Raw genomic sequence first — 14,052 nt, 5'->3', positions numbered from 1 at the left:
TCCCGAAAAATGGAAGCCAAGTTTGAATTTTGCCACCTCAAGGAAATTGTTAGAGAGTCTTTATTCTTTCTGTGGCACTGCGTCACTTGAGGCTAATGTGAAAAATCTGATGCTTATAGCCTAGTCTGTACATGAGTTGTATTTTAGGTATTAAATTAATATAAAGTCTATGCAAAATATTAAAGTGTATGTTTTATGCAAAAAGACAATTTTGATAGCGTGAGTTTGCTTCAGTCCTTGCTATTCATGCAGGGAATAAAAAAATGATTACAATGGAAATAAATGTTTGTCAGATTTAAGCTGATGCGGGAAGGGGAAATGCCATGTCCATAGTGCTGGATCACACCATTGTTCCTTCGCACCATAAACTGGAGTCGGCCAGGATGTTGGCAGATTTGCTGGGGGTGCCTTGGTCACCTGTTGCTTTGGGGCCTTTTGCTCCCGTCTTTGTGAATGAGGGTTTGACCCTGGATTTTATCGAGACGCAGGAAGATTTTCCGGTATATCACTTCTGTTTTCGGGTTACTCAGGACGAGTTTGATCAAATTCTGGGGCGTATCAAACATGCGGGCATTCCCTATCGCAGTTCAGTGCGGGGACCTGTGGACATGCAAGTTAATACCGACTATGGTGGGAATATGATTTACTGGAACCTGCCTGATGGGCACCAATGGGAGATGTTAACAGTAAGTTATGCGCGACAACTGGCTTAGGTTTTACTTTTTAAATAGATCCGATAATCTTCAAAGATGCGTGAGCTTGGGGCCTGAAGATCAGTAAAATCTACCCTGTGTAGTCAAATTTTCATTGCTTGATTGAAATTAAATATAGGCATGACGGCATTGCAAGCAAGCTTATCGATATTTTCTTATGCAAACTTCGCAAATGCATGTTAATCTCGCGCCCTTGCAGTTATATGCCAAAATGTTGTTGGAAAGCTTGTGGTTGGCTTTTCGGGTTGAATACAGAAGTGCGGGGTAAAGGCAGATATTGCTTATTACTTTGCCTGTATGGACAGAATTGATGGAAAAAGCCACGTCTTAGCGTGGCTTTTTTATTGTTTGTTGACGATATTTTTGTATTGTCTGCGAAATTCTGGACTACAATCCAGTGTCTACTAATTTTAGGGATTGTGCGCTGCTAAGTTCTTTGCGCGCTCCATGCAGTCCCAGCCGCCCGCATAAAAGGGCGTTGCTGCCAGGTTGGTGGCAACAAATTTAATACAAAAACTGATGTGAGCAATAGCAAAGACGGCACTGGAGTATCGGTCGCCCTGCTGCATGACATCAACTAAATAAACCCGTGTACCTAAGATTTGCATGAATACTGCTGAGGCAAAACGAGTCCTCGAAACAGCCTTGTTATGCGCGCCCGAGCCGCTGACCGTCAATACGATGAAAAAGCTGTTTCAGGAGGCGGATGATCAAGGTGATGTAGTTGGCGCTGACACCATCAAGTTGATGCTGGAAGGCTTGCGCACTGACTGGTCTGACAAGGGTATAGAGCTGGTAGCTCTGTCGACAGGCTGGCGCTTTCAAAGCAAGCCGGAAATGCGCGCTTATATAGACAGGTTAAACCCTGAAAAACCGCCAAAGTATTCACGAGCTACTCTGGAAACCCTGGCTATTATCGCCTATCGCCAGCCAGTGACGCGTGGCGATATAGAAGAGATTCGTGGTGTGACCGTGGCGTCGCAGATGATCAAGACTCTGGAAGACCGTGGATGGATAGAAAGCATAGGCCACCGGGATGTGCCGGGGCGGCCATCACTGTTTGCCACGACTAAGCAATTTTTGGATGACCTTGGTTTGTCTTCGCTGGATCAGTTGCCGCCTTTGCAGCAAGTCAAGCGGGATGCCGAAGAAGAGCCTGTTCCTGAATTGGCAGCGCTGGGTGGTGGCATGTTTGCTGCGGTTGAGGCGGATGCGTCGGTGGCGGAGCCTGTAGTTGACGGTGAGCCTGTTCCTGAGTTGGCTGCGGATGCCGATTTATCTGTCACTGATGTGTCTGATGCAGTGCAAGCTGAAGTGGTGGACTTAAGCAGTTCAGGCGAAGAGCTTGCGCAAGACACTTCAGTTGCATCTGGGCAAGAGTCGCAAGACAGTGCTCAGTCTGCAATTGAGGCTGCTGATACTGTGCCGGATAATGAGTCGGTGGTGTTGTCTGCCGAAGATGATCGGGCAGATGTTTCAGTTGAAGACTTATCCGGGACTGCGGATGAAACAGAAATTGAAGAAGTATCAGAAGAAATAATAGAAAAAGTAAATGCGCAAGCAAATACGGAAATAACTGAAGAAATAAGTGAGGTTGGGGGAGATTCTCAACCTGTCACGCAATTGAGTGATCAGGTGGCCGATACTGCGGCACCGGATAGTGTACCGGGCGCTGCAGCGAGTCAGTTGCCTCCAATAGAACTGAAGAATGAATCCAATGAATCCTGAAGATGTGAATGCTGACCAAGCTGATGGTGGTGCGGGCGCAAATGATAATGCCCCTGCTGGTGGTGACGCAAAACCGGCAAAGCGCGCTGCGCGTGCCCCGCGTAGTGGTGTAAGCCGAACCAAGCCTAAGCAAGAGAATGCAGAGCAATCAGCAGAGGTAGCAGAGATGGTAGTGGCATCGGTGGTTGATGCTGCAGAAGCGCCAGTTAAAAAAGCACGTGCTCCACGTGCGCCGCGTGCCCCTAAAGAACCGGGCGCAGCGCCACGCGCCAGTCGCAGCAAGGCTAAGGCAGTAGATGTAGTGGATCAGCCAATTGCGGTAGCAGAAGCGCCTGCTGTTGCTGAGCCGGTTGCACACGTTGGACAAGTTGAGCGTGCAGAACGCAGCGAGCGTCCACCTCGTGCAGAGCGCGCACCCAGAGCCGATCGCGGAGAGCGGACAGAGCGTGGTGATAAAACTGAGCGCCCAGTTCGCACTGATCGTGCTGAGCGTGCCGACCGCGCAGAGCGCCCGGATCGTGGCGAGCGCACCGACAGGGCAGAACGTGGAGAGCGCAATGATCGCGGTCCCCGTCAAAATGCTGGTCAGGCAGGTGCCAATAAATCCAGGCGTCCACAGCAACAAACGCGTGGTGGTCGCCCGGGTGTCGGCAATAATGCCGATGATGTGTTTTCTTTTGTTACTTCTGAAGCATTTGACTCAGGTGTTGCTGATGATGCTAAAGGTAAGGGCCGTGGCAAGCCGGTGCGCCGTGATCTGACGGCGGATGATGATGCGCCTAAATTGCATAAAGTACTGGCTGAAGCAGGCCTTGGTTCGCGTCGCGACATGGAAGAGCTGATCGTTGCTGGCCGTGTCTCCGTGAATGGTGAGCCAGCCCATATTGGCCAAAGAATTTTGCCGACTGACCAGGTGCGTATCAATGGCAAGCCCATTATGCGCAAAGTCAGTAAAAAACCGCCGCGCGTACTGATTTATCACAAGCCTGCTGGTGAAATCGTCAGTACTAATGATCCAGAAGGCCGTGCATCTGTATTCGAAAGTCTGCCAAGCATGAAGGTTGGCAAATGGCTGGCAGTAGGGCGTCTGGATTACAACACCGAAGGTTTGTTGCTGTTCACCACATCCGGTGATTTGGCAAACCGTCTGATGCATCCGCGTTATGGTATTGAGCGTGAATACGCTGTACGCACCCTGGGTGAGCTGGAAGAAGGTATGCGTCAGCGTTTGCTGGCTGGCGTTGAGCTGGAAGATGGTATGGCGCAATTCTCCAAAATCACTGACGGTGGTGGGGAAGGTGTCAATAAATGGTATCGCGTCATCATTGGTGAGGGCCGTAACCGTGAAGTGCGTCGTATGTTTGAAGCAGTCGGTTTGACAGTTTCACGCCTGATACGCACCCGTTATGGCGCCATGACCCTGCCTGCCAATCTCAAGCGTGGTCGTTGGGAAGAGTTGGAAGAGGATGCAGTTCGCGCCTTGTTGAAACTGAGTGGCCTGGAAAAAGCCGGCGGCGACAAGCCTGCTGCACCAACCAAGGGTGGTAAGCCATTTGGTAATAAAGCGCCAGGCTTTGGAAGTGGTCCGTTTACTCAGAAGCAAGTTGGTTTCCCTATGTCCAGTGGTCGTGGCGACCGTGCTGAATACGGTGCTGGTCGTGGTGGCAATGCCAATGGCAATGGATACGGTAATAAGGCTGGTGGCAATGCTGGTAATAATGCCAATAATGCCAACGGCAAAAAACGCAGTCGTCAGCCTGATCCTTTGCAGACAGCATTGGGTTTTCCCGATGCAGGGCAGCAGCGTCGTGGTCCAACGGCTCGTGGTAGCGGTCAGGCCATAGGTCAGGGTATTGCCGCGCGCAGACGCTCACGTGGCGCATAATGTTTTTCGGTTGTTTTACGCGTTTTGTAGTGGTGCGACGTGTTGAAATTACCTCGTTTTCCATTGCGACGAGGTAATTTATCGTTTATAATCTTGTAGTTAGCAGATTTAGCCTTTATTTGAATTTAAATCGGGGCGCTACAAAAAAAGATGGGCAGTTGCCCATTTTTTTTTGGTTTTAGCGATTGATATCGTGTTGAGATAGTTGCGGCGCAACGCTCAATAGTCCGGATCGCCAGGCCTGTAGCGGGGTTTGCCCGGTTTGCAAATTGTCAGTGTGTTTTTCGGAGAATAAGTTTGGCTTTGTTGGATTTGATAGAAAAGACCGTCAACGGTACCGGATATGATCTGGTGGACTTTGAGCAGGCCGAACGCGGCTTGTTCCGGGTTTATATTGATTTTTTACCGGAAGATCTGGAGCGCGGCAATATCACGGTGGAAGACTGCGAAAAAGTCAGTCACCAGTTATCGCATGTGCTGACGGTAGAGAACGTCAATTACAGCCGCCTGGAGACTTCTTCTCCTGGCCTCGACAGGCCACTCAAAAAAATCGCTGACTATGCGCGTTTCGCTGGCGAGAAAGCCAATGTGAAATTGCGTATGCCCATGCCGGGCACGCCAAACCGCAAAACTTTCGAAGGCGTCTTGCATGAGCCTGAAGGTGAAAATCTGAAGCTGGAATTTGAAGTAAAAGATGGGTCGGCCATGCTGGAGTTTACGCTCGCCGATGTGGATAAGGCACGCCTTGTGCCGCAAGTGGATTTTAGGAGTCGCAAAGCATGAGTCGTGATTTGTTGTTATTGGTGGATGTGCTGGCGCGTGAAAAGAACGTCGATGAAGAGGTTGTTTTCGGATCGCTGGAGCATGCTTTGGCGCAAGCGACAAAAAAACGTTTTCCCGGTGAAGTCGATATTCGCGTAGAAATCGACCGTGATACTGGTGAATTCAGGTCTTTCCGCCGCTGGCACGTGGTGCCGGATGAGGCAGGTCTGCAATTGCCAGATCAGGAAATCCTGCATTTTGAAGCAGTGGAAGACGATCCTGAAATTCAGGTTGATGATTACATCGAAGAAGAAATTGAATCGGTCGATTTTGGCCGTCGTTTTGCACAAGATACCAAGCAAGTCGTCTTGCAGCGTATCCGTGATGCAGAACGTGAACAAATTCTGGCTGACTTCCTGGAGCGTGGTGATTCCCTGGTGACAGGTACCATCAAGCGTATGGAGCGCGGCGAAGCCGTGGTTGAGTCCGGCAAGATTGAAGCGCGTTTGCCACGTGACCAGATGATCCCTAAAGAAAATCTGCGTGTTGGTGATCGTGTTCGTGCCTACATCTTGCGTATTGATCGCAATGCACGTGGCCCGCAAGTTATTTTGTCGCGCACCGCGCCAGAATTCATCATGAAGCTGTTCGAGCTGGAAGTGCCAGAAATCGAACAAGGTTCTTTGGTGATCAAGTCTGCTGCACGTGACCCGGGTGTACGTGCAAAAATCGCTGTGTACACTGCTGACAAACGTATTGATCCTATCGGCACTTGCGTCGGTATGCGCGGTTCACGCGTACAGGCTGTTACTGGCGAGCTGGGTGGTGAGCGTGTTGATATCGTGCTGTGGTCTGAAGACCCGGCGCAATTCGTGATCGGCGCACTGGCACCAGCCAATGTTTCATCCATCATGGTGGATGAAGAAAAACACGGCATGGACGTGGTAGTGGATGAAGAAAACCTGGCAATTGCTATCGGCCGCAGCGGACAAAACGTTCGTCTGGCAGCTGAATTGACAGGCTGGCAAATCAATATCATGACTGCTGAAGAGTCTGCGAATAAAGCCGAGCAAGAAACTGCCGGTATCCGTAGCCTGTTCATGGAAAAACTCGACGTTGACCAGGAAGTCGCTGACATCCTGGTAGATGAAGGTTTCTCCAGTCTGGAAGAAATCGCTTACGTACCTATCAGCGAAATGCTGGAAATCGAAGCCTTTGATGAAGATACCGTCAATGAGTTGCGTAACCGCGCTCGTGATGCTTTGTTGACAGAAGCAATTGCTTCTGAAGAGGGTCTCGAAGGTATGGAAGATGAATTAGTCAATCTCGAAGGTATGACCCGCGTGACGGCAGGTAAGCTGGGTTTGGCTGGTATTAAAACCCTGGCGGCTTTCGCTGGATTGGCTTATGACGAGTTTGGTGCGATTCTGGCATTGTCTGCCGACCGCACACGTCAATTAATTAAAGATGCATTTGAAGATGTGACCGATGATGAGATGAAACTCATCGACGCTAAATATGATGATCAGGCCAAGGCTTTGTTAGCCAAAGCCTGGAAACTCGTAGAAGCTAAGTAATTCACGGGTTTCAATCTCATAACGCGCACATAGAAAAAGAGGACTGAATGGCGAGTAACAATGTAGCCCAATTTGCCACCGAGCTAACGATGTCAGCAGATTTGCTGCTCACGCAATTGCGTGCAGCGGGCGTCAGTAAGAGCTCAACGTCAGATTCGCTGACAAAGGAAGACAAGGATAAGCTCCTGGAGCATCTGCGTCGTTCCCATGGCGTTTCTGCGGACACCGAAAAGAAAAAAATTACCTTGACTCGTAAGGAAACGACCGAGATCAAGCAAGCCGATGCGACTGGGAAGTCTCGTACCATTCAGGTTGAAGTTCGTAAAAAACGTACCTTCGTCAAACGTGATGATGCCCCGGCAGATGAGGCGCAAACAACTGCACCGGTAGTGGATGCTGCTGAACAGGCGCGTCTTGATGAAGAGGCGCGTCGCGAAGCAGAGCTGATCGCACGTCAGGAAGCAGAATTGCTTGAGAAGCAAGAGCGTCTGGCCAAGCTGGAAGCTGAAAAAGAAGCCCAGGCGCAAGCCATGCGCGCTGCTGAATTGGCAGAGGCTGCTAAAGCTGAGGCCGAAAAAGCCAAAGCAGAGCAAGCTGCTGCTGCAGCTAAAGCACTTAATGCCAGCGCTAACGCCAAACCTTCTGATGCTAAACCTGCAGAGGCAAAACCTGTACAGGCCGCTCAAACTGCTCAAGCCGCTGCTGATGAAGATAAAAAACGCGTCGAAGCAGAAGAAGCCAAGAAAAAGGCCGTAGCTGACGCCAAGGAAGCAACTGAGCGCGCTGCTGCTACTGAAAAAGCCAGAAAAGCTGTGGCTGACGAAGTTGCGCAAATCAAAGAAATGATGAACGCGGCACGTCGCCCGGCCAAAGCACCAGAGCCTGCTCCTGTAGCAGCGCCTAAAGTTGCTGAAGGTACTTTGCACAAGCCTGCTGATAAAAAAGTAGCTGAGAAAAAGCCTGGTGCAGCAGTAGAGAAAAAAGACGAGAAAAAACCAGCCGTTGGCGACAAGAAGGCAATCAAATCTGCCAACGTGTCCTCGACCTGGCAAGAAGACGCAGCCAAGAAACGTGGCGGCGGTCTGAAAACACGTGGTGATACTTCCGGTGGTCGTGATGGCTGGAAGGGCGGTCCTAAAGGTCGTCGCAATAGTCATCATGATGACCGCGAAAGCAATTTCCAGGTGCCTGTAGAAGCCATCGTCAAAGATGTATTCGTGCCTGAAACCCTGACTGTTGCTGAGTTGGCGCACAAGATGGCAGTCAAGGCATCTGAAGTCATCAAACATTTGATGAAACTGGGTCAGATGTGCACGATCAATCAGGTACTTGATCAGGAAACAGCAATGATCCTGGTTGAAGAGATGGGTCATAAAGCCTTTGCTGCAAAACTGGATGATCCTGAAGCGATGCTGACGGATACGACAGAGCACGGTGAGTACGAGTCCTTCCCGCGTGCACCTGTGGTTACTGTCATGGGTCACGTTGATCATGGTAAAACATCCCTGCTGGATTACATCCGTCGCGCCAAAGTCGCGTCTGGTGAAGCCGGTGGCATTACGCAGCATATCGGTGCTTATCACGTAGAAACACCACGTGGCATGATTACCTTCCTTGATACACCAGGCCATGAAGCGTTTACCGCGATGCGTGCCCGTGGTGCCAAGGCGACGGATATTGTTATTCTGGTCGTGGCTGCAGATGACGGTGTCATGCCGCAAACCAAAGAAGCGATTGCTCATGCGAAAGCAGCTGGCGTACCTTTGGTCGTTGCTATCAATAAAATTGATAAACCAGGTGCCAATGCAGACCGCGTGACACAAGAATTGATCGCTGAAAGCGTCGTGCCTGAAGAATACGGTGGTGATTCACCATTCGTACAAGTATCCGCAAAAACTGGTCTGGGTATCGATTCACTGCTGGAAAACGTCTTGTTGCAAGCTGAAGTGCTGGAATTGAAAGCGCCGAAAGATGCACCTGCCAAAGGTCTGGTTGTTGAAGCACGTCTGGATAAAGGTCGCGGTACTGTTGCCACTATCCTGGTGCAGTCCGGTACATTGAAACGTGGTGACGTGGTCCTGGCTGGTTCAGCTTATGGCCGTGTCCGTGCGATGCTGGACGAAAATGGCGTGAATATCTCCGAGGCTGGCCCGTCTATCCCGGTAGAGATTCAAGGTTTGACAGAAGTGCCGTCCGCTGGTGAAGAAGTCATGGTGATGGCTGACGAACGCAAAGCGCGTGAAATCGCCTTGTTCCGTCAAGGTAAATTCCGTGACGTCAAACTGGCGAAGCAGCAAGCCGCCAAGCTCGAAAACATGTTCGAAAACATGGGCGAAGGCGAAGTCAAGAACTTGCCTATCATCGTCAAGACCGACGTACAAGGTTCGCAAGAAGCGCTGGTGCAATCCCTGGTCAAATTGTCGACCAGCGAAGTGCGTGTACAAGTTGTGCATGCAGCAGTTGGTGGTATTTCCGAATCTGACGTCAATCTGGCTGTTGCTTCCAAAGCGGTCATCATCGGCTTCAACACCCGTGCTGATGCGTCTGCCCGTAAATTGGCAGAGTCTAACGGTGTCGATATTCGCTACTACAACATCATTTACGATGCAGTAGATGAAGTTAAAGCAGCTTTGTCTGGCATGTTGGCTCCAGAGAAGCGCGAACAGATCATTGGTATGGTCGAGATTCGCCAGGTCTTCGTGGTTAGCAAAGTTGGCGCGATTGCCGGCTGTTTGGTTACCGATGGCGTGGTCAAGCGTACCTCTTCTGTCCGTTTGCTGCGCAACAACGTGGTTACCTGGACAGGCGAGCTGGATTCGCTCAAGCGTTACAAAGACGATGCCAAAGAAGTCAAAGCCGGTCTGGAATGCGGTCTTTCACTGAAAGGCTACAACGAGATTCAGGTTGGCGATCAGCTTGAAATATTTGAAGTACAAGAGATAGCACGTACTCTGTAACTCAAGATAACCCCGGACTAGTTCCGGGGTTGTGGTTTATGGAGATGTAAGAAAATTATGGCAAAACATAGCAAAAATATCCCCGGTCGTGGCCTGCGTGTCGCAGACCAGATTCAAAAAGACCTGGCAGAAATTATCTGGTCTGAATTAAAAGACCCACGTGTAGGTATGATCACGCTGACTGAAGTGCAGTTGACTCCCGATTACGCCCATGCAAAAGTGTATTTCACTACGCTGGTGGATGATCCTGTGGCCGTCAAGAACACTGTTGATGCCCTGGTCAAGGCATCTGGCTTCCTGCGCAATCAACTGGGCCTGCGTCTGCGCATCCATACTTTGCCGCAACTGCATTTTGTGCATGACACATCCACCATCCGTGGCATGGCCATGTCGAAACTGATCGATGAAGCCAATGCCACCCGCGCCAAAGACGACGGCGAAGAGTAAATCCTGAACGATACATTGCGCAGCCTGGTAACAGGCTGCAGACAACATGACGACTCCGCAAATAAAAAGAAAGCGTGTGCCTGTGCACGGCGTATTGCTATTGGATAAGCCAGTTGGTTTTTCCAGCAATGACGCCCTGATCAAGGCCAAGCGCTTTCTGAATGCCGCCAAAGCAGGGCATACTGGCACGCTTGATCCATTTGCTACTGGTTTGCTGCCTTTGTGCTTTGGTGAAGCCACCAAGTTTTCCCAGGATTTGCTGGAAGCTGACAAGACCTACACCACGGTAGTGCACCTTGGTGTCACGACCACAACTGGCGATACGGAAGGTGAAGTGCTGCAAGAAAAGCCAGTAGCGGTCAGCATTGAGCAAATCCAGCATGCTTTGAAGCAATTCACTGGCCCCATACAGCAAGTGCCTCCCATGTATTCGGCACTCAAGCGTGATGGCAAGCCCCTGTATGAATATGCGCGCGCTGGCATCACGCTGGAACGCGAAGCGCGCAGTGTCATTATTCATGAGCTGGAATTACTGGCTTATGAAGCGCCTTTCCTGAGTCTGAAGGTCAAATGCAGCAAGGGCACATATGTGCGCGTGCTGGGTGAAGATATAGGGGCATTGTTGGGTTGTGGTGCTCATTTGAAAGAATTGCGTCGTGTAGGTGTGGGTCATCTGGCATTGGAGAAATCCATTACCCTGGAGTATCTCGAAAGTCTGCCAGAGCCAGAACGTCTGGCATTACTGGACCCGGTAGATGCCTTATTATCAAGCTTTGCCCCGGTTTATCTCACAGATGAGCTGTCGCGCCGCTTCCTGCATGGCCAGCGTCTGCCATTAAATAAAGAAGAAGTCGTTTTACCCATTGAAACTAGCCGCGTTCGCGTCTATCGTGAATCGGACGGGCAGTTGCTGGGTTCTGCCCAGTTACAGGAATACGGCATACTCGCGCCCGAGCGCCTGATTGCCACTGAACACTAATTGTGTCATCGCGCCGTAGCAACTCCTTGAAATAATAGGAGTTTTTCTACTTTTGCGCTGCAACATGTTATAATCGCAGGTTATCCGATTTACCTCATAGAATTACCCAATAAGAACGCTATCATGTCTACTTCAAAACGCGCTATTCGTAACATCGCCATTATCGCTCACGTCGATCACGGCAAAACCACTCTGGTTGACCAGTTATTGCGTCAGTCCGGTACTTTCCGCGACAACCAGCAGATTGATGCCCGTGTTATGGATTCGAATGATATCGAAAAAGAGCGCGGTATTACTATTTTGTCCAAGAACTGTGCTGTTGAATACAAAGGCACGCACATCAACATCGTTGATACACCAGGCCATGCTGACTTTGGCGGTGAAGTAGAGCGTGTTCTGTCCATGGTGGACAGTGTTCTGTTGCTGGTTGATGCGCAAGAAGGTCCAATGCCGCAAACGCGTTTCGTTACGCGTAAAGCGCTGGCTCTGGGCTTGAAGCCTATCGTTGTCGTCAACAAGATTGACCGTGAAAACGCTGATCCACAAAAAGCCGTCAACGCGACTTTTGAATTGTTTGACAAACTCGGTGCAACTGACGAGCAACTCGATTTCCCTATCGTCTATGCATCTGGCTTCAAAGGCTATGCAGGTCTGGAAGACACAGTGCGCGATGGCAATATGGAGCCATTGTTTGACGCTATCCTGGAACACGTTCCTGCGCGTGAAGATGACCCAGATGGTCCTCTGCAATTGCAAATCACTTCCCTGGAATACTCTTCCTACGTTGGTAAAATCGGCGTTGGCCGTATCCTGCGTGGCCGCGTCAAAGCATTGCAAGACGTCGTCTGGATGAATGGTCCTGAAGACAAGCCAACCAAGGCACGTATCAATCAGGTATTGACATTCAAAGGCCTGGACCGCGTTCTGGTTGATGAAGCGCTGGCTGGTGATATCGTCCTGATCAATGGTATCGAAGAAATCGGTATTGGCTCCACCATCTGCGCACCGGACACGCCAGAAGGCTTGCCGATGTTGAAGATTGATGAGCCAACTCTGACGATGAACTTCATGGTTAACAGCTCCCCACTGGCTGGCCGCGAAGGTAAATTCGTGACGACACGTCAAATCCGTGACCGTCTGGAACGTGAATTGAAATCCAACATGGCTTTGCGCGTTGTCCAGGCTGAAGGTGATGATTCCACGTATGAAGTTTCTGGTCGTGGTGAGTTGCATCTGACTATCCTGATCGAAAACATGCGTCGTGAAGGCTTTGAGCTGGCAGTATCCCGTCCACGCGTGGTCTTCAAAATGGTCGATGGCGAACGTCATGAACCATATGAAAACCTGACAGTTGACGTAGAAGAAGTCAACCAGGGCGGCGTCATGGAAGAACTCGGTCGTCGTCGTGGTGACCTGCAAAACATGGAACCGGATGGCAAGGGTCGTGTCCGTCTGGAATACCGTATTCCAGCACGTGGCCTGATTGGCTTCCAGGGCGAGTTCATGACATTGACACGCGGTACAGGTTTGATGAGCCACGTGTTTGATGAATACGCACCAGTTGATAATTCCAAAGGTGAGCTCGGTGGCCGTCGTAACGGTGTATTGATTTCCCAGGATGATGGCGCAGCAGTTGCCTACGCTATCTGGAAATTGCAGGACCGCGGCCGTATGTTCGTCAGCCACAATGACCCAGTGTATGAAGGCATGATCATTGGTATCCATTCCCGTGACAATGACCTGGTTGTAAACCCGATCAAGGGCAAGCAATTGACCAACGTTCGTTCTTCCGGTACGGATGAAGCGGTACGCCTGGTGCCACCTATTCAGTTGAGCCTGGAATACGCGGTTGAGTTTATTGACGATGATGAGCTGGTAGAAGTTACACCTAAGAGTATTCGTCTGCGTAAGCGTTTCCTGAAAGAGCACGAACGTAAAAAGGCATCACGCGAATAAGCTGATTCCCTTTGACTGGTGCGGCTGGTAACTTTGCCGCACGAAGATCAACCCGTTTTGCTCTAGCCAGTCTGGCCAGGGTCAAACGGGTTTTTTTATTTGGATCCATATGCAAAATAAAATGTCTCACCGCAAAGCGGTGATGCTGATGATTTGCGCTGCGACTTTGTGGAGTATTGCCGGTGTGTTTACCCGACACCTCGAAGTCGCGCGTGATTTTGAAGTTACTTTCTGGCGCAGTTTTTTTGCGGCGGTCTTTATTGCGGGTGTCATGGCCAGGCAATACAAATGGGCTTTCATCCCGCGCCTTAAATTGCTCGGCAAGATAGGCTTTTTGTCTGGTTGCATGTGGGCCACCATGTATAGCTGCTTCATGATCGCACTGACCATGACGACTGTCGCCAATACCTCCATCATGGAGAGTCTGTCGCCCCTGTTCACGGCGCTGCTGGCCTGGCTGGTCTTGCACCAGCGCATACCCGCACGTACCTGGTGGGCAATTGCGGCGGCCTGCATAGGTATGGGCTGGATGTTTTTTGGCAGCATTTCTGAAGTCGATGAGCGTGGCATGATTGGTATGTTCATTGCATTTGGGATACCCTTGGCAGCTTCGGCAAATGTCATCATTCTCAAGAAGGGTGGCCATGCGGTTGACCTGGTGCCTGCGGTGTTTTTGGGTGGGACAATCTCTGCGCTGATGATGCTGCCATTTGCCTGGCCTTTTCAAGCCTCGCTGCATGATATTGGCATACTGGCGATACTCGGTTTCTTTCAACTAGGTTTGCCCTGCATGCTCATGGTCAGGGCCTCGAATAGCCTGACTGCGCCGGAGATTGCCTTGCTGTCTCTGCTTGAAGTCTTGCTGGCACCGATCTGGGCATGGCTGGGTGCAGGCGAGGTGCCAGCGACTGCCAGTATCTATGGCGGCATAGTCGTGCTAGTAGCGCTGGTATTCAATGAGTTGACTGCCATGCGCAGCAATGACGCCTGACGATGCAGGGTTGATATACATCAAATAATTTTCACGTAAATTTTACCTGGCTATTAG

The 14,052-nt window shown here is 50.5% G+C and carries 11 protein-coding genes; 10 read left to right on the top strand and 1 reads right to left on the bottom strand.

What is annotated here, in order from left to right; translation table 11 throughout:
- Positions 1-323: 323 nt before the first annotated feature.
- Positions 324-713 (top strand): VOC family protein, encoded by a 390-nt coding sequence (locus DFR42_RS05345; protein ID WP_110253865.1) that lies wholly within the window; start codon positions 324-326, stop codon positions 711-713.
- Between the two features lie 410 nt (positions 714-1,123).
- Here DFR42_RS05345 and DFR42_RS05340 read toward each other — a convergent pair whose 3' ends face one another.
- Entirely contained in the window at positions 1,124-1,321 is a 198-nt protein-coding gene (locus tag DFR42_RS05340) for a hypothetical protein (protein ID WP_110253864.1), read from the bottom strand.
- On the opposite strand from DFR42_RS05340, the gene scpB reads away from it, so the two are divergent.
- The 9 genes from scpB (at position 1,320) to DFR42_RS05295 (ending at position 13,995) form a co-directional block, all read left to right on the top strand.
- Entirely contained in the window at positions 1,320-2,441 is a 1,122-nt protein-coding gene (gene scpB / locus DFR42_RS05335; protein ID WP_110253863.1) for an SMC-Scp complex subunit ScpB, read from the top strand. The genes DFR42_RS05340 and scpB overlap by 2 nt on opposite strands.
- On the top strand, positions 2,431-4,326 hold the full coding sequence (locus DFR42_RS05330; RefSeq protein WP_211324154.1) for a pseudouridine synthase: 1,896 nt from the start codon (positions 2,431-2,433) through the stop codon (positions 4,324-4,326). The genes scpB and DFR42_RS05330 overlap by 11 nt, the downstream gene beginning before the upstream one ends.
- A gap of 297 nt (positions 4,327-4,623) precedes the next feature.
- A complete protein-coding gene (rimP, locus tag DFR42_RS05325) occupies positions 4,624-5,109 on the top strand; it encodes a ribosome maturation factor RimP (RefSeq protein WP_110253862.1) in 486 nt (161 codons plus the stop codon).
- A complete protein-coding gene (gene nusA / locus DFR42_RS05320; protein WP_110253861.1) occupies positions 5,106-6,665 on the top strand; it encodes a transcription termination factor NusA in 1,560 nt (519 codons plus the stop codon). Before rimP ends, nusA begins: the two co-directional genes overlap by 4 nt.
- A gap of 47 nt (positions 6,666-6,712) precedes the next feature.
- On the top strand, positions 6,713-9,622 hold the full coding sequence (infB, locus tag DFR42_RS05315; RefSeq protein ID WP_110253860.1) for a translation initiation factor IF-2: 2,910 nt from the start codon (positions 6,713-6,715) through the stop codon (positions 9,620-9,622).
- A 57-nt stretch (positions 9,623-9,679) separates the two neighbouring features.
- The gene (rbfA, locus tag DFR42_RS05310) at positions 9,680-10,069 is read left to right on the top strand and encodes a 30S ribosome-binding factor RbfA (RefSeq protein ID WP_110253859.1); all 390 of its coding nucleotides are present in this window, start codon (positions 9,680-9,682) and stop codon (positions 10,067-10,069) included.
- A gap of 46 nt (positions 10,070-10,115) precedes the next feature.
- Positions 10,116-11,048 (top strand): tRNA pseudouridine(55) synthase TruB, encoded by a 933-nt coding sequence (gene truB, locus DFR42_RS05305; protein ID WP_110253858.1) that lies wholly within the window; start codon positions 10,116-10,118, stop codon positions 11,046-11,048.
- Positions 11,049-11,171: 123 nt separating this feature from the next.
- Positions 11,172-13,004 carry a translational GTPase TypA gene (gene typA, locus DFR42_RS05300; RefSeq protein ID WP_110253857.1) on the top strand — a complete coding sequence of 611 codons (1,833 nt, stop codon included), beginning with the start codon at positions 11,172-11,174 and terminating at the stop codon, positions 13,002-13,004.
- A 121-nt stretch (positions 13,005-13,125) separates the two neighbouring features.
- The gene (locus DFR42_RS05295; RefSeq protein WP_245936831.1) at positions 13,126-13,995 is read left to right on the top strand and encodes a DMT family transporter; all 870 of its coding nucleotides are present in this window, start codon (positions 13,126-13,128) and stop codon (positions 13,993-13,995) included.
- Positions 13,996-14,052: the final 57 nt, after the last annotated feature.

Source organism: Undibacterium pigrum (assembly GCF_003201815.1).
Lineage (GTDB): Bacteria > Pseudomonadota > Gammaproteobacteria > Burkholderiales > Burkholderiaceae_D > Undibacterium > Undibacterium pigrum.
The sequence above is the reverse complement of the archived record's forward strand: the minus strand, read 5'-3'. Positions and strand labels throughout refer to the sequence as shown.

What these genes read in the sequence shown, in the direction of transcription:
- DFR42_RS05345 (WP_110253865.1), top strand. Translation starts at nt 324, where the DNA reads ATGTCCATAGTGCTGGATCACACCATTGTTCCTTCGCACCATAAACTG.
- scpB (WP_110253863.1), top strand. Translation starts at nt 1,320, where the DNA reads ATGAATACTGCTGAGGCAAAACGAGTCCTCGAAACAGCCTTGTTATGC.
- DFR42_RS05340 (WP_110253864.1), bottom strand. Translation starts at nt 1,321, where the DNA reads ATGCAAATCTTAGGTACACGGGTTTATTTAGTTGATGTCATGCAGCAG.
- DFR42_RS05330 (WP_211324154.1), top strand. Translation starts at nt 2,431, where the DNA reads ATGAATCCTGAAGATGTGAATGCTGACCAAGCTGATGGTGGTGCGGGC.
- nusA (WP_110253861.1), top strand. Translation starts at nt 5,106, where the DNA reads ATGAGTCGTGATTTGTTGTTATTGGTGGATGTGCTGGCGCGTGAAAAG.
- infB (WP_110253860.1), top strand. Translation starts at nt 6,713, where the DNA reads ATGGCGAGTAACAATGTAGCCCAATTTGCCACCGAGCTAACGATGTCA.
- rbfA (WP_110253859.1), top strand. Translation starts at nt 9,680, where the DNA reads ATGGCAAAACATAGCAAAAATATCCCCGGTCGTGGCCTGCGTGTCGCA.
- truB (WP_110253858.1), top strand. Translation starts at nt 10,116, where the DNA reads ATGACGACTCCGCAAATAAAAAGAAAGCGTGTGCCTGTGCACGGCGTA.
- typA (WP_110253857.1), top strand. Translation starts at nt 11,172, where the DNA reads ATGTCTACTTCAAAACGCGCTATTCGTAACATCGCCATTATCGCTCAC.
- DFR42_RS05295 (WP_245936831.1), top strand. Translation starts at nt 13,126, where the DNA reads ATGTCTCACCGCAAAGCGGTGATGCTGATGATTTGCGCTGCGACTTTG.